Below are 19,422 nucleotides of genomic sequence, written 5' to 3' on the forward strand. Positions count from 1 at the left end.
ACTTCTTATATTTACAATACAACCAACTTAAATAATGGCAAATAAAAAAGGCATACACTTTGAAGTTTCAGAACGTAAGATTCTTCTTAGGCTCATGGATTTAGCCATGGTTTATTTGGCTATTTATTTGTTAAATCTTTATCCTGAATTTGAGTATATAGAATTCAATTCAGAGAATATTGTAGCACTGATATTGCTAGGGATTTATATTACAATTTTCGGAACTATTTTTGAGCTTTACGACCTTCAAAAGGCAAGTAAACTAGATACAACATTTAGAAATATAGTAATTACCACATCAACAGTGGTGTTATTTTATCTATTAACACCAGTCTTATCACCATATCTGCCAGAAGAGCGTATTCAAATCGTATATTTTTATCTCGCAATTATCATATCTATTTTGGTATGGAGATTTCTTTATATTAACCTTATAGAATCTCCAAGGTTCTACAAAAGGGTTCTTTTAGTGGGAGAAGTTTCAAATATTGAAGGTTTAGTAAGTTCTTTGAATACATCAGATCCTAATTATAAAATTGTTGGGTTTATAAATAGTGAAGTATCTACTCCGGAGTCTGTAAAGTATAAAGGTCTCAAAGAATTTGATGCTAATTCTTTTCTAGATGTTATTGAAAGAGAACGCATCTCAGAAGTATTGGTTGCAAGTTTTAATTCAGAATCGATTATAGCAGAGGTTTATCATGATTTAATGCTTTTATTGGAGCGCGGATTTAAAATAAGAGAGTACACGCAAGTGTATGAAGAGTTATTGTATCGTGTGCCAATACAGTTTGTGGGTAAAGACTTTTATAAATATTTCCCGTTTAGTAGAAGTAATGAGAACAAACTATATATCTTTTTTCAAAGAGCCTTCGATATCATTTGTGCGATTATAGGATTGTTAATTTGTTTGGCAATTTTACCATTCATTTTCATCGGTAATCTTTTAGGAAATAAAGGGCCGCTTTTTTATACGCAAGAACGTGTGGGTAGAAATGGCAAACCATTTCGTATAATTAAGTTGAGAACAATGGTTATTAATGCTGAAATGGATGGTGCAAAATGGGCAAAAAAGAATGATACGCGTGTCACTAAGTTTGGTAAGTTTTTAAGACGGTCTCGACTCGATGAAATCCCTCAATTCTATAATGTACTTAAGGGAGATATGAGTGTTATTGGTCCAAGACCAGAGCGTCCGTTTTTTGTAAACGAACTTGCCCGTATAATTCCCTTCTACGAAACAAGACATATTATAAAACCTGGCTTAACAGGTTGGGCACAGGTAAAAACAAGATATGGTTCCTCCGTTGAGGATAGTCTAACAAAACTTCAATACGATTTGTATTATATTAAACACAGAAGCATTTTTTTAGATTTTAATATCTCCATAAAAACACTCAGCACCATCTTATATTATAGAGGTCAATAATATTATTTAAAGCACTTAAGAAGGTAAATGTAACGTGCTGCCAATGCAATAAGCAAAGGTATTAGTCCAATAGCAAATACTTGCACGCCAATTATCCAGTGCAATGTCATTAGACAAAGCATTATAATTAAAAATTTAAGATAGCTTCTAAACCAGTTTTTTGGTTGTTTCTTAAATAATTGACCAATTACAACAATGTTCAAAGGTACAGCCCATAAAAGATTATAATTATGAGCAGTGGCTGTATGATCCGTGGCAAACCATAATAACAATAATAAAACACCTATTATTCCAGTAATGCTAAATAATGTCACATCCAACCAATGGCTTCTTTTTTTGTTTTTATAATCTTTATAGGTGATGTAAAGTATCAATAAAGCAATAAGACCAAGTATCACTAAAGGACTTAATAGAAAATCAAAAGAAGCTTTTCTTTCTTTTCTTTCGTAGAGCGTAGAAGAAGTTTTTACAAAATCTCGATTCCCAATTTTAGCAACTTCAAAAAAGGAATGGATATACTTTGGTAAAAACATATATTCATTTGCACTTGCATTTCTATCTATTACAGAACCTAAAGCCACATCAATACCCAAACTTCCCCAAGAATTTCGGTCAACATGTTCATGAATAAGTTCTCTAAATGTTTTTTGCTGAAAATCTTCAGGTAAACTAAAATTTATAGGACTATTGGTAACAGTTTCAGAAACATCCCTAATTTTTGTAGCACAATTGTCATAAAAAAAATCGTAAAGATACCTGCGGTTTTCTGGCTTATAGTTATTCTCTAAAAAATCAAAGAGACTTTGTTTTTCTTTAAGGTTAAAATTTAAAACCTGTTGGTCAATAGAACGATTGTAACTCGTATAGTGATAATATATATTTGAAAAATTATGTCTACTGATGAGGTAATTCAATTTGCCTCTTGCAAATTTTAAGTAGAAGTTGGGCGCATCAAAATCATATTCGCCATAACCATATACTAAATCTATTCCTTTGGACTTGTCTTTTATTCTAAAAGCATTATGCCCAAAAGCATCATTAAGCGATTCGCCTGGCCCAAAAGTAAGCACAGAGACTTCTGCGTCCTCGGTTAATTGAATCTGTTGGCCCAAAGAGGAAACGTAAACAAAAAGAAAAAGGAAAAAGGATAGTTTTAGTTTCATTTTTGAAATATACTATCTAAAAACACTAAAATCAATTTTTAACGAGAATACGTTGGAATATAATGCAGCACTTTGATCACCAATGTCAGTAAAGGCATAATCGATCTGAATGCCTTTGTATTTAAATCCAACACCGAAGTTAGGCTGAAACGTTAAATCTTCAGAATTATCAATCTGTCTTTCATTCTGAAAATTACCAACACCGCCTCTAAGAAATACCAAATCCGTGTAACCGAACTCAAAACCTAATGCAGGATTTATACTCGCTACAGAGGTGGAAAATACATCATTGTTCTCTTCAAAACGCACATTAAGATTTGCAGCACCCAATAACGAATAGTCATAGTTGAAAATCCATTTTTTAGACATGCCCAACTGTAGTTTAGGTATAGTAACCTCTGTAGTTTCAGGTAATTCTTGATTTTGCCCTTCTACCGCTCCGCTTATTTGCTCAAATTTTTCTTCGTCTATAGACCAGGCATTATAGGTAGTGGAAATATCTCTTGCCATTAGTCCAAACTTCCAACCAGATTTATTCTCAAACTGAATACCAGCATCAAGGCCAAATCCCCAAGATGATGCAAAATCACCAATAATTCGTCGTATTATTTTAGCATTAACGCCAAAATTTAGTCCGTCCAAAGGTAATTTTCTGGCGTAAGAAAAGGTGAGTCCATAATCTGCTGTGGAAAACGTGCTGATTCTATCGTAATTGATATTGCCTTGGTCATCTATCAACTGTGTTGTGTCTAAAATATCATCAACACCAAATCTAATGAGTGAAATACCAACGGCACTTCTATCATCCAAGGGCATACCGTAACCAATGTAGTTGTAGTTGGCAATATTGGCAAAATAACTAGAGTGCATTAGAGCAAGTTGGTTGTCTTCGAGATGTACCAATCCTGCGGGATTCCAATATCCCGAATTTACATCCGCAGTTTGGGAAACCACAGCATTGCTCATACCCAATGCAGCAGCATCTACACCAATATTCATAAATTCATTCGAATACTTTCTGGTGGTTTGGGCCGAAGCAAAAAGTGTAGCAAGTGTTAAGAGAATTACAGCGTAATTTTTCAACAGCAAAATTTTTTACAAATATGCACAATTTTTCTATCTATTTAACTTATAATAAGCGCACTTATTGTTTTATGTACTGGCTATTTGAAAAAAAAGTGAGCTATGCCCAAATACTTTTTTATTTTTACATAAACTAACCATATATGAGTTTTAAGAGACACATTCCTAATATTGTTACACTTCTTAATTTATTTTCCGGATGTATAGCCGTTATTTTTGCCGTTTATGGCAATTTTGTTGCTGCTGCAATATTTGTGTTTTTAGGTATATTTTTCGATTTTTTTGATGGTCTTTTAGCGCGTAAGCTCAATGTACAGAGTCCTCTTGGAATTCAGCTCGATTCCTTGGCAGACTTGGTTACCAGTGGCGTAGTGCCAGGAATTATAATGTTTAAATTAATTTCTATAACAGTTGATGCGCCAGACTACGCTGCTTATAGTGATAGCTGGAATTCTATTTTCCATTGGCAAGGTTTTAAACTATCGGTTTTACCGCTTATTGGTTTGTTGATTCCATTAGCATCAGCATATCGATTAGCAAGATTTAATCTTGATGAAGACCAGCAGACTTACTTTAAAGGCTTACCTGTACCTGCCAATACGCTCTTGATTTTATCCTTACCCTTGATTTTAGAATACCAGAATAGTGATGTAATGAATAGTATTATCATCAATAAATGGTTTTTGATAGGTCTAACGCTTTTAAGCTGTTACTTGCTTAACTCTAGCATCAAATTATTCGCACTAAAATTTAAGGATTGGAGTTTTAAGAACAATGCCACACGCTATATCTTTTTAATTATAAGCATCGTGGCGCTTATCATTTTGCAATTTGCAGCAATACCAGTTGTAGTTGCACTTTATATTGTTCTGTCTATTATAGACAAAAAGAACATTCACTAATAAAATTTTATAGACATGGCATCAGGCTTCTTTGCTTTACTAGATGATATTGCGACACTTATGGACGATGTTGCTACTATGACCAAAGTGTCAACTCGTAAAACCGCAGGTATTTTAGGTGATGATTTAGCGGTGAATGCCGAAAAGGCTTCAGGCTTTAGCCCATCTAGAGAATTACCTGTGCTTTTGGCTATTTCAAAAGGATCATTAATAAATAAAATTATCATTTTGCCACTGGCATTTTTAATGAGTGCTTTTGTTCCTAAGTTGGTCGTTGTTGTTTTATTATTAGGAGGCCTATATCTTGCTTATGAAGGTGCTGAAAAAATTTACGAATTCTTTTTTCACAAAAATGAAGATAAAGTAATAGCGGCTACAAAGGACGTATCTCCAGAGGAACTTATAAAGCTTGAAAAATCAAAAATAAAATCTGCTATTATTACTGACTTTATACTTTCTGTTGAAATTGTAATTATAGCTTTAGGTACAGTGGTAGAAGAAGTATTAACGACTCAGATTATTGTAGTTACAATTGTTGCGCTTATTGCTACGGTAGGTGTTTATGGTATCGTTGCCTTCATTGTCAGAATGGACGATATGGGCCTCAAACTGATTAAAAAGAGCAAATCCAAATCTGGCTTTGTATTTAATCTTGGTACAGGATTGATAAAGGCATTGCCATGGGTGGTAAAATCTTTATCCGTAATCGGTACTTTAGCCTTGTTGTTAGTTTCGGGAGGAATTTTTGTTCACAATGTGGAATTTTTACATCATGTTTTAGAAGGTATTCCAGGAATTTTGAGGGATTTTATTATAGGTCTCGGAGTAGGAATAGTTTGTTTGTTGGTTGTAAAAGCTATTAAATTGATGTTGCCAAAAAAGACTTAGCATTTAAAACTCCAACTTCTTCTTACGAAGCTCAAAGTTCTGACCTAAATAAACCTTACGAACCATTTCATCATTTGCCAATTCTTCTGGCTCACCAGCTTTTAGGATACCACCTTCAAACATTAGATACGTTCTGTCGGTAATAGCCAAGGTCTCCTGTACGTTATGGTCGGTAATAAGAATACCTATATTCTTCTTGGTCAGTTTTGCGATAATACGTTGAATATCCTCTACTGCTACAGGGTCTACACCTGCAAAAGGCTCATCCAACAGAATAAAATTTGGGTCGGTCGCTAGAGCACGAGCAATTTCGGTACGTCGTCGTTCGCCACCAGAAAGCAAGTCACCTCTATTGGTTCTAATATGCCCAAACCAAACTCCTCGATTAGGGATTCCATTTTTGCGTGCTGTTCTTTCTTACTTAATTTGGTCAACTGAAGTACACTTAGAATATTATCTTCAATACTGAGTTTTCTAAAAACAGAAGCCTCTTGTGCTAAATATCCAATACCGTTTTGGGCACGTTTGTACATTGGGTATTTGGTGATATTGGTGTTATCCAAGTAGATATTTCCGCCATTGGGTTTAATAATGCCCACAATCATGTAAAACGAGGTTGTTTTACCAGCGCCATTAGGACCAAGTAAACCGACAATCTCTCCTTGGTTGACTTCAAGGGAAACATCTTTTACTACTTTTCGTCCGCTGTAGGACTTCATTAAATGTTCTGCACGTAACTTCATAAATACTTGCTTATAACGCTAAAAATAATAAAATGATATAGACTCAGATAAGTGTTGTCCCAGTTTTATTAAAAGTTTAACCTTGTGAGTGATGTTCTTCCAATGCTTCCCAATACTCATGCGCACGTCTTAAATGCGGAATAACGATTGTACCACCAATCAATGTGGCAATACCCAGCGCTTCGCTTATTTCAGCTTTGGTTAAGCCTTCTTTGTGCGAAGATTCTAGATGATATTTTACGCAATCATCACATCGCAAAACAGTTGATGCTACCAAGCCTAAAAGCTCTTTGGTTTTTTTATCGAGAGCACCTTCTGCAAATGCATTGGTGTCGAGATTAAAAATGCGTTTTACAATTTTATTGTTGTCCGCTAAGATTTTATCGTTCATTCTAGAACGGTAATCATTGAATTCTTTAACGATATCAGACATATTTATTTGGTCTTAACTTTTGATTGTTTTCTATTTTGGTTTCTAACCACGACTGCCGAAATATATATACTCACTTGATATAATACTAAAATTGGTATGGCTACAATTACCTGACTCGCAATATCTGGAGGTGTAATAATTGCCGATAATATTAAAACAATAACAAGGGCATATTTTCTGTATTTTTTTAAGAATTGCGGAGTCACCAAACCTATTTTGGTTAAAAAGTATATGATAATAGGTAACTCAAATACAAATCCTGAAGCTAATGCCGAAGAGCGTACTATAGCAATAACAGAGCTAACATCAAACTCGTTGGAAATTTGTTCACTAATCTGGTAGTTGGCCAAAAAGTTAATGGATAACGGAGTCACTATATAATAGCCAAATAAAACTCCTGTAAAGAATAGTAGCGAAGCCACTACCAGAAACCCTCTCGAACTCTTACGTTCGTTATCCTTTAAACCAGGACTTATAAAGCTCCATAGTTGATATAGTACATAAGGAAAAGCTACAATAAATCCTGCGTAAATGGATGTCCAGATATGCGCAGAAAACTGTCCTGCAACCGTTCTATTCTGAATAATAAAAGGAAATTTATCAGCACAAAACGTGGTGTCTGTCATTCCGAAAAACTTTGAGACTTGGCAAAGTCCATTATAGGTGAGGAAATCCATTCTTGTTGGTCCAAAAATAATGACATCAAAAATAAATTTCTTGCAGATAAATGCTAAAGTCGCTGCGATTACTATACCAAGCGTCGCTCTTATTAAATGCCATCTTAAATCTTCAAGATGATCTAGAAAAGACATTTCGTCAATATTCTTCTTCGCCATTATATAATGCCTTCTTTTATTAAATCATGAAGATGAACAACACCAGCATATCTGCCATTACTCTCCACAAGTAATTGAGAAATACCAAATTCTTCCATAACCTCCTTAGCATCAACAGCCATAGCATCTTCGTTGATACGTCTTGGGCTATTGCTCATTATATCCTTTGCTTTTAGACCAGCAATATCGTCACTTTTGCTAAGCATTCGTCTTAAATCTCCATCAGTGATAATACCAACAATGTCGTCATTATCTATAACAGCCGTAACACCAAGCATCTTTTCTGTGATTTCAACAATCACCTCTTTTAAACTGGCTTCGAGCCCAACTTGAGGTTTCATGTTTTGGGACGACAAGTCATTAACTCTTAAATAGAGACGTTTGCCAAGCGCACCACCAGGATGGTATTTAGCAAAATCCTTGCTAGAGAAGCCTCTCAAATCCAACAAACTTACTGCCAACGCATCTCCCATAACCAGTTGTGCTGTGGTACTTGTGGTTGGTGCTAAATTATTTGGACAAGCTTCTTGCTCCACATACACATTCAAAACAAAATCGGCTTGTTGACCCAGAAAAGAATCTTTATTGCCTGTAATAGCAATCATTTTGTTTTTGGCATTCTTAATAAGTGGTACCAAGACTTTAATTTCGGGAGTGTTGCCACTTTTAGATATGCAAATAACCACATCATCTTTAAGTATCAACCCTAAATCACCATGAATGGCATCCGCTGCATGCATAAAAATGGCAGGTGTTCCAGTGGAATTTAAAGTGGCTACAATCTTATTGGCAATTATGGCGCTTTTGCCAATACCAGTAATGATAACACGACCCTTTGAGTTATATATCAATTCAACCGCATGGGCGAAATCTTCTGTAAGTAAATCCGACAAGTTTGCAATCGCTTTGCTTTCAGTATCTATTGTGCTTTTAGCAATGCTTAAAATGGATGATGCAGTGTTCAAAACTAATTTTGTATTGGGTTTTTTAAATTTAAAGAAATTACTATCTTTAAAGTTATTGCAAATGTATATAAAATAGTTATAGGGATTAATGAGTATTGCAGAAATTGACTTACACTCCGCACTAAAAAAATACTTTGGTTTTTCTGGGTTTAAAGGTCTTCAAGAAGAGGTTATAAAAAATGTTGTAAACGGGAACAATACTTTTGTTATTATGCCCACTGGTGGAGGCAAATCGTTATGCTACCAATTACCGGCTTTAATAAAGGAAGGTACCGCAATTGTTGTGTCTCCGCTTATCGCGTTGATGAAAAACCAAGTGGATGCTATTAGAGCGGTGTCAGAACACGAAGGTGTTGCGCACGTTTTAAATTCATCTTTGAACAAAACCGAAGTAAAACGTGTTAAGGATGATATCACCAACGGCATTACAAAATTGTTGTATGTGGCACCAGAGTCGTTGACCAAGGAAGAATATGTGGACTTCTTAAAAACACAGAAAATTTCTTTTATGGCCGTGGATGAAGCCCATTGTATTAGTGAATGGGGACACGATTTTAGACCAGAGTATAGAAATTTGAAAACTATCATTAAGCGAATAGGTGATGATATTCCTATTGTTGGATTAACCGCTACGGCCACTCCAAAAGTTCAGGAAGACATTCTAAAGAGTTTAGGGATGCCAGATGCCGTAACCTTTAAGGCATCGTTTAACAGACCCAACCTATTTTATGAAGTACGTCCGAAAACCAAAAATGTTGATGCGGATATTATCCGATTCATTAAACAAAATGAAGGCAAATCTGGTATTGTATATTGTTTGAGTAGAAAACGTGTTGAAGAATTGGCACAGGTGTTACAGGTCAACGGAATTAAAGCCGTGCCTTATCATGCAGGACTCGATGCCAAAACTAGAGTGAAGCATCAAGACATGTTTTTGATGGAAGATACTGATGTCGTTGTAGCAACCATAGCATTCGGAATGGGAATCGATAAGCCCGATGTGCGTTTTGTGATCCATCACGATATTCCTAAAAGTATAGAAAGTTATTACCAAGAAACAGGTCGCGCTGGTCGCGATGGAGGAGAAGGGCACTGTTTGGCATACTATGCATATAAAGATATTGAGAAGCTCGAAAAATTTATGTCCGGTAAACCTGTGGCAGAACAAGAAATCGGTCATGCATTGTTACAGGAAGTCGTGGCATTTGCCGAAACTTCTATGTCTAGACGAAAATTTATCTTACACTATTTTGGTGAGGAATTCGATAATGAAACTGGTGAAGGAGGCGATATGGATGATAACGTCCGTAATCCTAAAAAGCAAGTTGAGGCTCAAGATGATGTTAAGATTCTTTTGGATACGGTACAGAAAACCAATGAAAAGTATAAAGCCAAGGATTTAGTACAGGTGATTATTGGTCAATCCAATGCGCTTATAGGTTCGCATAAAACAGATACACAACCATTTTTTGGTATCGGAAAGCATAAAGATGCTAGATATTGGATGGCCTTAATTCGTCAGGTGATTGTGGCAGGCTACCTTAAAAAGGATATCGAAACTTATGGTGTGTTGCGATTGAGCGAATCTGGTAAATCATTTATTGAGAATCCAGAATCATTTTTGATGGCAGAGGACCACGTCTATGACGAAGGTTCTAATGATGGCATTGTTACAAACACCAAGGGAGGAGGAGCTGTAGCTGATGAAAAGCTCATGAAGATGCTTAAGGATTTACGAAAGCGCAATGCCAAAAAATTAGGTGTGCCACCATTTGTAATTTTCCAAGATCCTTCCTTAGAGGATATGGCTCTAAAGTATCCGATAACTATAGACGAATTGTCTAACGTGCATGGAGTAGGCGAAAGTAAAGCCAAAAAATACGGAAAAGATTTTGTAGCACTGATTGCCGATTATGTTGAAGACAACGACATAATGCGACCAGATGATATGGTGGTGAAATCTACAGGGTCTAACTCTGCGCTAAAACTCTATATTATCCAGAATGTGGATAGAAAACTGCGATTAGATGATATTGCGTCCTCAAAAGGTATGGAAATGCCAGATTTTATTAAGGAAATGGAAGCGATTGTCTATTCTGGTACCAAACTCAACATTAACTACTGGATTGATGAAATCCTAGACGAAGACCAACAGGAAGAAATCCATGACTACTTTATGGAATCTGAAAGTGATAAAATCTCTGATGCCATTGAAGAATTTGATGGCGACTACGAAGATGAGGAACTGCGCTTATACCGTATTAAGTTTATGAGTGAGGTGGCGAATTAGAAAAGATTTATAATTAATAATGTTTTGTTATCCTGAAATTAGTGAGGGATAGCTCAAATATGTATTACTATATAACGTGTTAGGTATAATTTGAAAAAATATGGAATTAGATAAAAACGCTATATACAGAACTTACGAAAAAAAACAACCTTTATTTAAGAGAGCTTTAAGCAATACAAAAGATGCGTTACAGCAGTTTTTAGCAGAAAAAGAAATACCGTATTTAGTTATTAGCACCAGAGTTAAAGATTTCTCTTCTTTTTTCGAGAAAATAAGTAGAAAAAAATATGAAAATCCTTTTGAAGAAAATGAAGACTTTTGTGGTGTAAGAATAATTGTCTATCATTTAGAAGATATAGATAAAGTAAGAGATATTTTAAAAGAACATTACGATGTCCAAAATTTAGAGGATAAAACTGATTCCTTGGAATTAAACCAATTTGGATATCGTTCAAAGCATTTAATAATCAAAATAAGAAATTCTTGGTGTGTGACGCCTAATTATAAAAATCTTAATAATATAAAAATTGAGGTTCAAATTAGAACAGTTTTAATGCACGCTTGGGCAGAAATAGAACACAAACTGGGATATAAAAGTAAAAATCAAATACCAGGAAAGCTACAGAGAAAATTATTCTTAATGAGCGCCAAACTCGAAGATGCCGACCATCAATTTCAAGATATTAAGAATGAAGCAGACGAATATAAATACAAAACCATATCTGAATCTGAAAAAGCTGGCAAATTTGTGGGCAATGATTTAAACCTAAATTCACTTCAAGCTTTATTAACCTACTATTTCCCTAATGAAGAACCACACTCTGAAATGGAATCAAGATTATTACAAGAAATTGAAAAGTCCGAATTGTCGATGAAAGATTTAGTTTCAACTGCTGAAAAATCAGTAAAAGCGGTTGAATTCATTAAAGAGAATATGTTTAATGGAGATATAATTAGGACAACACCACGAGCGAACATACTGACTTACGGTCTTGAAGCTTTTAATAATAATTTTAGAAAAATTGCCCCTTCTAGTAATTCAAGGTCGCAAATTGTTGAAAAACTAAAAAGAAAATACTCCTAACGACAGCTATAGTTCATTACGGCTGAAATTCCTAATCGGAATTTCAAGCCTTTTTGCTAAATTTATGGTTATGGAGGAATGATATTCACGAACCATTTCTTAACTAAACCATACCCAAAACCGTTGGCAGCAAATTAACAAAACCCCGAACTTTAAAAGAATGAGAGTAACGACTTTTCCAGATTGGACTTTTGATTATGAAGAAACTCGAATGGGTTGGTATAATCTAAATGCAACTCGCACTACAGGAAACCTAATCGGAATTAATGGAACTGATGAATATAGTGGACTTGAAAGAATTATATCTGACATCGTAGACTTTGAATTAACTCAAAATAGAACTTATTCATATTGGAATAAGGTGTTTGCGGAAATTTTTAAATCGAACGGACTCATTTTTAATAATAACTTGAAATTAGAACAACCAGATGACCATTTCAAAAGTTGGGTGATAAAATTATATGATATTGCATTATACTTTAAAAGCTCTGAACCAGAAATTAGGTTAATTCGAAATGAGAAACGATTGTACTCAAAAAAATGGACTGAATTTAGCGGAACAGAATTTTATAAATTAATGAACGAAATAAAACCAGCTGCCAACAAAGTACCATAGTAAAAACCAAGTAAAACCTCATTCCTCCTCATCAAAACCTTCATACTTACCAAAAGTAATCTCCTTATTTTTAACCTTTAATAAGATGTTCTTCAATTTAGCTTTTTCTAAAGTCTTAATATCAGCTTCCTCAATCTGAAAGTCTATTTTGGTAATATATCGTCCTTTTACGTCGGTTGGGTCAGATTCAAATTCAATGGAGTCAGAGTCTAATCGTAATTCAAAATTCTCGCCACTAAAGATCAGCTGAGCACCATTTTTAACCTTCACCTTTAACTGGCCAACAATGATGGTTTGAAAAAAGAAGTAGCCACCCAATTCATTAAGACCAGCAAAAAGCACATTGTTATCAGACACCGCATAAGGTTGATACTCTATAGACGCAATAATAGCCTCAATAGTATCATCGGTGTTTTGTGTTGACTCTGTTTTATTAAATAGTTTAGAAAAAGAAAAGCCCATAAATTAAATTTTGCCAAAACTAAGAAATTTAATCGTCTAATTTAAAAGATTGCCGCGCTCGTACCTCGCTCGCAATGACACTTAAATTTTATATTGCTGGTTTTTCAACTTACTGTTTCGAGCTTCGAGCTTCCAACTTTACTTTGTATCTTTGCACCCTTAAACAAAAGAAAACACAATGCAAGACGGTTTATACGCAAAATTCAACACCTCAAAAGGTGAGATATTGGTTAATTTAGAGTTTGAAAAAACACCAGGTACAGTAGGTAACTTTGTGGCACTGGCAGAAGGAAATTTAGAAAATTCGGCTAAGCCTCAAGGCACACCTTATTATGATGGTTTAAAATTCCATAGAGTGATACCAGATTTTATGATTCAAGGAGGATGTCCTCAAGGTACTGGTACAGGAAATCCAGGTTATAAGTTTGACGATGAGATCCATCCAGATTTAAAACACGATGCACCAGGGAAATTATCCATGGCAAATGCTGGTCCTGGCACTAACGGAAGTCAATTCTTCATTACACACGTAGAAACACCTTGGTTAGATGGTAAACATACCGTTTTTGGAAATGTTATAGAAGGACAGGATGTGGTTGATGCAATAGCGCAAGGCGATACCATTGAAAGCTTGGAAATTATTAGAGAAGGCAAAGCTGCTGAAGATTTTAATGCTGTTGAAGCATTTAGAACGTTTGAAGGTGCTCGTGAAAAGCGCGTAGCTGCCGAGCGCGAAGCTGCAAGAGCTGAACTCGATAAATTAGCTGCTGGTTTTGACGAAACGGATTCGGGTTTACGTTATAAAGTCATCCAAAAAGGGGATGGTAAAAAAGCCAATAAAGGAGATATGGTATCTGTACACTACAAAGGTCAGTTGGCAGACGGAACTGTTTTTGATTCCTCATACAAAAGAAACTCACCGTTAGATTTTCAGGTTGGAGTAGGGCAAGTGATTCCAGGTTGGGACGAAGGTATCTGTTTACTAAATGTAGGTGATAAGGCACGTTTGGTTATTCCAAGTGATTTAGGTTATGGCTCAGCAGGTGCAGGAGGTGTAATTCCACCAGACGCTACTTTGGTTTTTGATGTTGAGCTTATGGATGTGAAGAGCTAAGTACTTACTTTTTTCGTAACAAAATGTAATTAAAATCGTCTCACTTTTAGTGAGACTTTTTTATTTTCAACAAACCAATCATCTAATCAAAATGAAAACTAAAAGCATAATCTTTATTCTATTACTTACAATAATTACTGTTAGTTGTTCAAAATCAGTAGAATATTCAGAGGAATTCAAAAAGCAAACTTCAGGTAAATATCTTTACAATCCTGATGAATTAATCTTAGTGTATTATGAAGGTGACAAACTTCTTCTCAATTGGAAAGGCGGTGAAATAAAACCCGTAACATTAAGCGAGAATGAATTTTTTGTACCAGATATGTATAAGAAATTTCGATTTGTACAGCATCCTAAAACTAAAGAACGTTATCTGTCCGTGATACCAGAAGATAATGAAGACAAAGTCACGTATGACTATTTAAAGGTTGCGGAAGACTATAAAACACCAAGTCAGCATTTAGTAGATGGAAACTATGATAAAGCATTGGCTGGTTACTTAGAAATAAAAAAACAAGACTCTACCAGTTCCTATATAAGAGAGCGCGACTTTAATAGCATTGGTTACAACCATTTAAGAAAAAACAGATATGACGAAGCTATTGCGGTTTTTAAGCTAAACACTGTTATACACCCAAATAGTTCTAATGTGTACGATAGCCTTGCAGACGCTTATTTGCGCAGTGGTGATAGCTTACAGGCTTATAACAATTATAAAAAAGCACTTGAAATGGATCCGCACAACCCACGTGCAGAACGCTATTTGAAAGCTTACAAAGCTAAAAAGAACAATTAAAGTTACATATTATGGGGTAGAAGCTACAACACCAAGCGTGTATAATTGTTCCATCGTAGGGCTTTCGCTACCTCCTTCTGGCTCTAGGGTAATACCAAATGCCTGACTTTCGTTAGCATTAGCTATAGCAAAGATTTTATTATCATCGGTATTGAAGTCATCGATAGTACCTAAGCTTGTTGGTGTTAAAGGATTAAGTGTTAAAGACCAGACTTGCCATACTTTACCTTCTGGTGCGTTAGGTAAACCTTCGGCATCTAAGTAAATGGTATTATCCGCTTTATTCCAATAGACTTTAGCATAAGAATTTGCAAAGTCTCCTTGTCCACCAAGTGGTACTGAAATTATATCCTTATCTCTAATAGCATCTAATAGATTCTTAGTTGCTGCCAGGTTCTCTCTGGCATCTTCTATTTGTATTTCGAGATAATTCCTTTCGGTTTCAGCAGTTTGTAACTGTTCTTCTAGTTCAGATTTATTATTCAATGTCCACAATAAGCCTCCAGCCAATAAAATTGAGGCAGCCCAACCTGTGTAGGAAATCCAATTAGGTTTTTGAGGTTTAAGATCAACGACTTTCGTTTCTGTATTGCCTAACTTTCCTTTGAAAGATTCAAAATCTATAGCATGAGGTGATACTGCAGCAGTTAATTTTACAACAGCAGCTTCAATCTCTAAAACTTCTTGCAATATTTCAGGATGTTGTTGCATCAACTCATAGACCTCCTGATTTTCTTTTTCAGAAAGTTGACCAGCTACGTATAGCTCTAAAATACCTGATTCTATGTATGCGTTTATATCCATAATTTATAATACCATGTCTCGTAACTGCTGTATACAGTTTCTATTTCTTGTTTTTACCGTGCCAATAGGCATTTGCAATTCTTCAGAAGCTTCTTTTTGAGTGAATCCTTTAAAATAGAGGAGCTCAATAACTTCTTTACATTTTTGGCCGAGGTTGGTCACAAACTTTTTAATTCCGATAGCATCAGTGCTCCTATCTAAATTGTCATTGCTTGTTATTATATCTACGAAATAATCCGAGTTGAGGTTTTGTTTGGATTGCTTAAATGCTTTAGATCTTGTTTTGTCAATAGCTGCGTTGCGTGCTATATTTAAAATCCAAGTAAAAAATCTTCCCTTTTTTGATGAGTAAGTATCTGCTTTATGCCATGCCTTTATAAAGACATCTTGCATAAGCTCATCAGCAATACTAGAATCTTTTACGATATTGTAAACTACACCATGTATGCTATTGCTATACATACCATAGAGTTCTTTAAACGCCACCTGATCCTTGTTTTGAAATTGTTGTACTAGTGTTTCTAAATCCTTCATAAGGGGTTATTTTAGAATTTTTGCAGACTAGGGGAAGGATAGTGATGCAATAGCTCTAGTTATAAAAATGTATTTGTTAATGTTGATTATTCAATAATTCCACCACAACTAACTCTGCTACCAGCAGCACCAGAAGGTTGAGATGTAAAGTCGTCTGTACCTTGATGCACAATAATGGCTTTACCTAAAATATCTTTTGTCTCGTCTCCACAGCCAATACACCATTGGTCTGTTGAAAATAGAACATTACCTATCCCATCTTCTCCCACTTCAAAATTTCCAATATCTCCTTTGTGGTACCCAGCTTCATCTCCCCATTTTCCATGAGGTTGGGCAGTCGGGTTCCAGTGACCTCCAGTCGATGTTCCATCTGGTGAAGAACAATCAGCCTCAGCATGGATATGTATGGCGTGAGTTCCTGGTGTTAATCCACTCATTTTAGCAGACATAGTAACTTTATTTCCTTTTTGTTTAAATTCAACCTTACCAGAAACATTGCTATCGCTCTTTGGAGTTAGCTTAAAGGAGAGCTCTTTACTCATTACCTTTTCATTCTCCATGGTTTCTTCAACCTCAGTTTCCATTTCTGTTTCAGTTTCCTTTTTGTTGTCTTTACAAGCCGTAGCAAATACAATTGATAAGGCTAGTGCTAATAATTTTATATGTTTCATTGGTTTGTTATTTATGTCCATAAAGTTAAATATATATCAATGGTATTGCAAATTCAAACTGAATTGAGTTAAAATTTTCACTAATATAATTAAAATCTGTACGATTTAACATAAGAGGCAACGAGATTAAGAGCTAATTGATTTTTAGCCACAATTTGGGGTCTTTTATGCCTCTTTTAAGGTTTTCAGTGAGCAGAATGGATTTATCAATACGCGTTTGTGATGCTTTATATCTAGAAATGGCATAGATAATAGTACGCTGCTTACCTGGTGTCAGATGTTCAAAAATTTGAAATGCGTCATAGTCACTTAAGAGTACAGCTTCTAATTCTTCGGACATTTCAACTCCATATTTTGAAGTGTCTTCAAGTATTTGAAGCTTAAAATAATCATTCGGAAAAACCCCAAGTTCTTTCTGTTTTGCCTTACTGAAATAAATACGAAACAACTCGGTTTTCTCTTTCTTCAATGCGGCATAAAATTCAATTTGATGATTTTCGAAAGATGCTATAACCTTTACACGGTTATGATTATTCTCTATAAAGTCTATAATAGGTTCCTCTGGCAGAATAACACTGTATTTATTTGCCAGAGTCACCTCAAAAACTTCGCTTTTTAGCATTCGGTTTTAATTACTAAAATTATTCTGTAGCTGCTATTCCGTCTCAGATTCAATTTTTTTAGATGAGGTTTCACCATCAATAGGTTCATTTTCCTTTTTAAGATGTACATCTAAAAACTCTATAATTTTACTATAGGCTTCAATTTGATTTTCCTTTTTTATAAACCCATGACCTTCATCTTCAAACAATACATACTCAACAGGAACACCGTTTTTTCTAACGCCAGCTACAATTTCATCAGACTCAACTTGTAATACTCTTGGATCCTTTGAACCTTGAAGCACAATTAGTGGTTTGGTAACTTTATCAGTATGGAATAATGGTGAAATCTTTTTGAGTCGTACAGAATCTGCTGAAAACGGGTCACCCAATTCATCATAAAGCGCTTCTCTAAAAGATTCCCAATATGGTGGAATACTTTTTAAAGTTCGCATCCAATTAGTTACTCCAAAAAGGTTGACACCCACATCAAATTCTTCTGGTGTATAGGTTAATGCTGCCATGGTCATATAACCACCATAAGAGCCGCCAATAATACCAATTTTATCACCATCTATTTCTGGCTGCGTCGCTAACCAGTTTTTACCTTCAACACAGTCTTGTAAATCCTTCTCACCATGGTTTTTGTCATCCATTTGATAGAACGTTTTTCCATAGCCACTACTACCACGATTATTAACGGCAAGAACCGCATAACCTTGGTTGACCATGTACTGAATTAATGAACTAAAGTTTTGGCGTGTTTGTCCACCAGGACCACCATGTACCCATACCATAGCAGGTACTTTATTATCCTCAGAGGCCTGATGTGGTAAGTAATAAATCGCTGGAATCTCAACACCATCAAAAGATTTGTAGCGAATCACTTTTGCTGTTACCAAATCTTCTGGATTGATCTCTTCGTTAAGTACATTCGTGAGTTTATATTGTTCTTGAGTATCGAGATTATAGGTGTATAAATCAGAAGGCGCATTTGATCCACCAACATACATACGCATCCATTTTTCGTCGTCACTAAAGCTTACGCTTGTAATACTTTTTCCTTCAAAATCTGGTAAGTCTATTGGTTCCATGGTTTTGGTATCCAATACTTCAATAGCATTTTTACCATCTTCGTTAACGTAAACGACCATATAAGTTCCTTCTGAAGTAAAACCACTGCCCATAATATCCCAAGATTTCTCAATTTCTTTTTTCTTTTCCTTGGTGTTTAAGTCATAAGACATTAAGTATGAAAACTCAGAACCATCATCAGTGGTGTAATAGAATTTGCTGTTATCCTTCGAAAAATCTTGAGCCGAATTACCGCTCATGTTATCATTTATCTTGGTAGTTTCCTTGGTTTTAGCATTGTAAATAAATAAATCACTATCGTTGGTATTTACGGTTTTTGACAAAGCGAAATAGTTTTCATCTTCAGACATACCACTAAAATCCATCCCATCGTTGTTTTGGTATAGCATTTCTGATGAATAGTCATCAATAGACATTTTGTAAACATCAAAATACTTAGGGTCTCTTTTATTAGAGCCATAGTACAGATACTTGTCGTCTTTAGACCAACCGTAAAAATTGGCTTTTGCACCTTCTATAGGTGTAATGTTCTTAATGCTACCATCGGTTTCTCTAACATACAAATGGTCAATTTCATCACCATTACCATCAGCACTTAATAACATTCTATTATCATCAGGAAAATAGGCATTGGCGAAGTAAGATGTACTATCTGATTGTGTAATCGGAGTCATCTCAACCCCTTTTGTAGGTATGGTATAAACGTTATAGATGCCAGAACGGTTACTGGAAATTAATAGGTTACTATTATCTGGTGAAAAGCTTCCACCTCCCACAGCTTCGTTATCCATAAATTGATTTATGGTATAATTTTGAATGTCACGCTGCGCTGTCTGTTGTTCTTTTTTGTCTTTTTTGCAAGAAAACATGGAAAGCACAATACATAATGTTAAGAATTTTGTTTTCATAATT

Annotated in this window: 19 protein-coding genes and 1 pseudogene; 8 read left to right on the forward strand and 12 right to left on the reverse strand. The window is 35.2% G+C overall.

The genetic code is table 11. The features are described 5' to 3' along the window. Nucleotides 1-34: 34 nt before the first annotated feature. On the forward strand, nucleotides 35-1,429 hold the full coding sequence (locus SIB89_RS14565) for a sugar transferase (protein WP_412560352.1): 1,395 nt from the start codon (nucleotides 35-37) through the stop codon (nucleotides 1,427-1,429). A 2-nt stretch (nucleotides 1,430-1,431) separates the two neighbouring features. On the opposite strand, the gene SIB89_RS14570 is transcribed toward SIB89_RS14565, so the two are convergent. Both SIB89_RS14570 and SIB89_RS14575 read right to left on the reverse strand, forming a co-directional pair. After that, on the reverse strand, nucleotides 1,432-2,592 hold the full coding sequence (locus SIB89_RS14570; protein WP_412560353.1) for a DUF4105 domain-containing protein: 1,161 nt from the start codon (nucleotides 2,590-2,592) through the stop codon (nucleotides 1,432-1,434). 12 nt (nucleotides 2,593-2,604) lie between these two features. Further along, the gene (locus SIB89_RS14575) at nucleotides 2,605-3,675 is read right to left on the reverse strand and encodes a PorV/PorQ family protein (protein WP_412560354.1); all 1,071 of its coding nucleotides are present in this window, start codon (nucleotides 3,673-3,675) and stop codon (nucleotides 2,605-2,607) included. Between the two features lie 143 nt (nucleotides 3,676-3,818). Here SIB89_RS14575 and SIB89_RS14580 point away from each other — a divergent pair, with 143 nt between their 5' ends. Both SIB89_RS14580 and SIB89_RS14585 read left to right on the forward strand, forming a co-directional pair. Beyond that, the gene (locus SIB89_RS14580) at nucleotides 3,819-4,577 is read left to right on the forward strand and encodes a CDP-alcohol phosphatidyltransferase family protein (RefSeq protein WP_412560355.1); all 759 of its coding nucleotides are present in this window, start codon (nucleotides 3,819-3,821) and stop codon (nucleotides 4,575-4,577) included. 15 nt (nucleotides 4,578-4,592) lie between these two features. Next, nucleotides 4,593-5,465, forward strand: a complete 873-nt coding sequence (locus tag SIB89_RS14585; protein WP_412560356.1) for a DUF808 domain-containing protein — start codon at nucleotides 4,593-4,595, stop codon at nucleotides 5,463-5,465. Nucleotides 5,466-5,468: 3 nt separating this feature from the next. Here the strand turns inward: SIB89_RS14585 and lptB are convergent. The 4 genes and pseudogenes from lptB to SIB89_RS14605 form a co-directional block, all read right to left on the reverse strand. Then, nucleotides 5,469-6,208: pseudogene (lptB, locus tag SIB89_RS14590) on the reverse strand (LPS export ABC transporter ATP-binding protein). Nucleotides 6,209-6,284: 76 nt separating this feature from the next. Next, on the reverse strand, nucleotides 6,285-6,641 hold the full coding sequence (locus tag SIB89_RS14595; RefSeq protein ID WP_155089430.1) for a carboxymuconolactone decarboxylase family protein: 357 nt from the start codon (nucleotides 6,639-6,641) through the stop codon (nucleotides 6,285-6,287). Between the two features lie 2 nt (nucleotides 6,642-6,643). Further along, entirely contained in the window at nucleotides 6,644-7,477 is an 834-nt protein-coding gene (gene tatC, locus SIB89_RS14600; RefSeq protein WP_412560357.1) for a twin-arginine translocase subunit TatC, read from the reverse strand. Beyond that, nucleotides 7,477-8,442 (reverse strand): KpsF/GutQ family sugar-phosphate isomerase, encoded by a 966-nt coding sequence (locus SIB89_RS14605; protein WP_273292156.1) that lies wholly within the window; start codon nucleotides 8,440-8,442, stop codon nucleotides 7,477-7,479. Before SIB89_RS14605 ends, tatC begins: the two co-directional genes overlap by 1 nt. Before the next feature lie 88 nt (nucleotides 8,443-8,530). Between SIB89_RS14605 and recQ the strand changes: the two genes are divergently transcribed. The 3 genes from recQ to SIB89_RS14620 all read left to right on the forward strand — a co-directional run bounded on the left by recQ (nucleotide 8,531) and on the right by SIB89_RS14620 (nucleotide 12,432). Next, entirely contained in the window at nucleotides 8,531-10,732 is a 2,202-nt protein-coding gene (recQ, locus tag SIB89_RS14610) for a DNA helicase RecQ (RefSeq protein ID WP_412560358.1), read from the forward strand. Between the two features lie 100 nt (nucleotides 10,733-10,832). Beyond that, a complete protein-coding gene (locus SIB89_RS14615) occupies nucleotides 10,833-11,816 on the forward strand; it encodes a GTP pyrophosphokinase family protein (protein ID WP_412560359.1) in 984 nt (327 codons plus the stop codon). 160 nt (nucleotides 11,817-11,976) lie between these two features. Then, on the forward strand, nucleotides 11,977-12,432 hold the full coding sequence (locus SIB89_RS14620) for a hypothetical protein (RefSeq protein ID WP_412560360.1): 456 nt from the start codon (nucleotides 11,977-11,979) through the stop codon (nucleotides 12,430-12,432). 18 nt (nucleotides 12,433-12,450) lie between these two features. Here SIB89_RS14620 and SIB89_RS14625 read toward each other — a convergent pair whose 3' ends face one another. Next, entirely contained in the window at nucleotides 12,451-12,894 is a 444-nt protein-coding gene (locus SIB89_RS14625; protein ID WP_412560361.1) for a hypothetical protein, read from the reverse strand. A gap of 178 nt (nucleotides 12,895-13,072) precedes the next feature. On the opposite strand from SIB89_RS14625, the gene SIB89_RS14630 reads away from it, so the two are divergent. Both SIB89_RS14630 and SIB89_RS14635 read left to right on the forward strand, forming a co-directional pair. Continuing rightward, nucleotides 13,073-14,008 (forward strand): peptidylprolyl isomerase, encoded by a 936-nt coding sequence (locus tag SIB89_RS14630; RefSeq protein ID WP_273292166.1) that lies wholly within the window; start codon nucleotides 13,073-13,075, stop codon nucleotides 14,006-14,008. Nucleotides 14,009-14,099: 91 nt separating this feature from the next. Further along, nucleotides 14,100-14,804: a tetratricopeptide repeat protein gene (locus SIB89_RS14635; RefSeq protein ID WP_412560362.1), complete on the forward strand. Its 705-nt coding sequence runs from the start codon at nucleotides 14,100-14,102 to the stop codon at nucleotides 14,802-14,804. A 9-nt stretch (nucleotides 14,805-14,813) separates the two neighbouring features. Here the strand turns inward: SIB89_RS14635 and SIB89_RS14640 are convergent, their stop codons facing one another. The 5 genes from SIB89_RS14640 to SIB89_RS14660 all read right to left on the reverse strand — a co-directional run bounded on the left by SIB89_RS14640 (nucleotide 14,814) and on the right by SIB89_RS14660 (nucleotide 19,418). Beyond that, nucleotides 14,814-15,608, reverse strand: a complete 795-nt coding sequence (locus SIB89_RS14640; protein ID WP_412560363.1) for an anti-sigma factor domain-containing protein — start codon at nucleotides 15,606-15,608, stop codon at nucleotides 14,814-14,816. A gap of 3 nt (nucleotides 15,609-15,611) precedes the next feature. Then, nucleotides 15,612-16,142 carry an RNA polymerase sigma factor gene (locus SIB89_RS14645; RefSeq protein ID WP_155089439.1) on the reverse strand — a complete coding sequence of 177 codons (531 nt, stop codon included), beginning with the start codon at nucleotides 16,140-16,142 and terminating at the stop codon, nucleotides 15,612-15,614. Between the two features lie 86 nt (nucleotides 16,143-16,228). Then, on the reverse strand, nucleotides 16,229-16,813 hold the full coding sequence (locus SIB89_RS14650; protein WP_273292175.1) for a superoxide dismutase family protein: 585 nt from the start codon (nucleotides 16,811-16,813) through the stop codon (nucleotides 16,229-16,231). Between the two features lie 133 nt (nucleotides 16,814-16,946). Continuing rightward, nucleotides 16,947-17,435, reverse strand: a complete 489-nt coding sequence (locus SIB89_RS14655; RefSeq protein WP_412560364.1) for a YdeI/OmpD-associated family protein — start codon at nucleotides 17,433-17,435, stop codon at nucleotides 16,947-16,949. 33 nt (nucleotides 17,436-17,468) lie between these two features. Next, nucleotides 17,469-19,418 carry a S9 family peptidase gene (locus tag SIB89_RS14660; RefSeq protein WP_412560365.1) on the reverse strand — a complete coding sequence of 650 codons (1,950 nt, stop codon included), beginning with the start codon at nucleotides 19,416-19,418 and terminating at the stop codon, nucleotides 17,469-17,471. Nucleotides 19,419-19,422 lie beyond the last annotated feature (4 nt).

Origin of the sequence: Winogradskyella sp. MIT101101 (assembly GCF_047126865.1) — a bacterium.
In the GTDB taxonomy this organism is placed as follows: Bacteria; Bacteroidota; Bacteroidia; order Flavobacteriales; family Flavobacteriaceae; genus Winogradskyella; species Winogradskyella ouciana.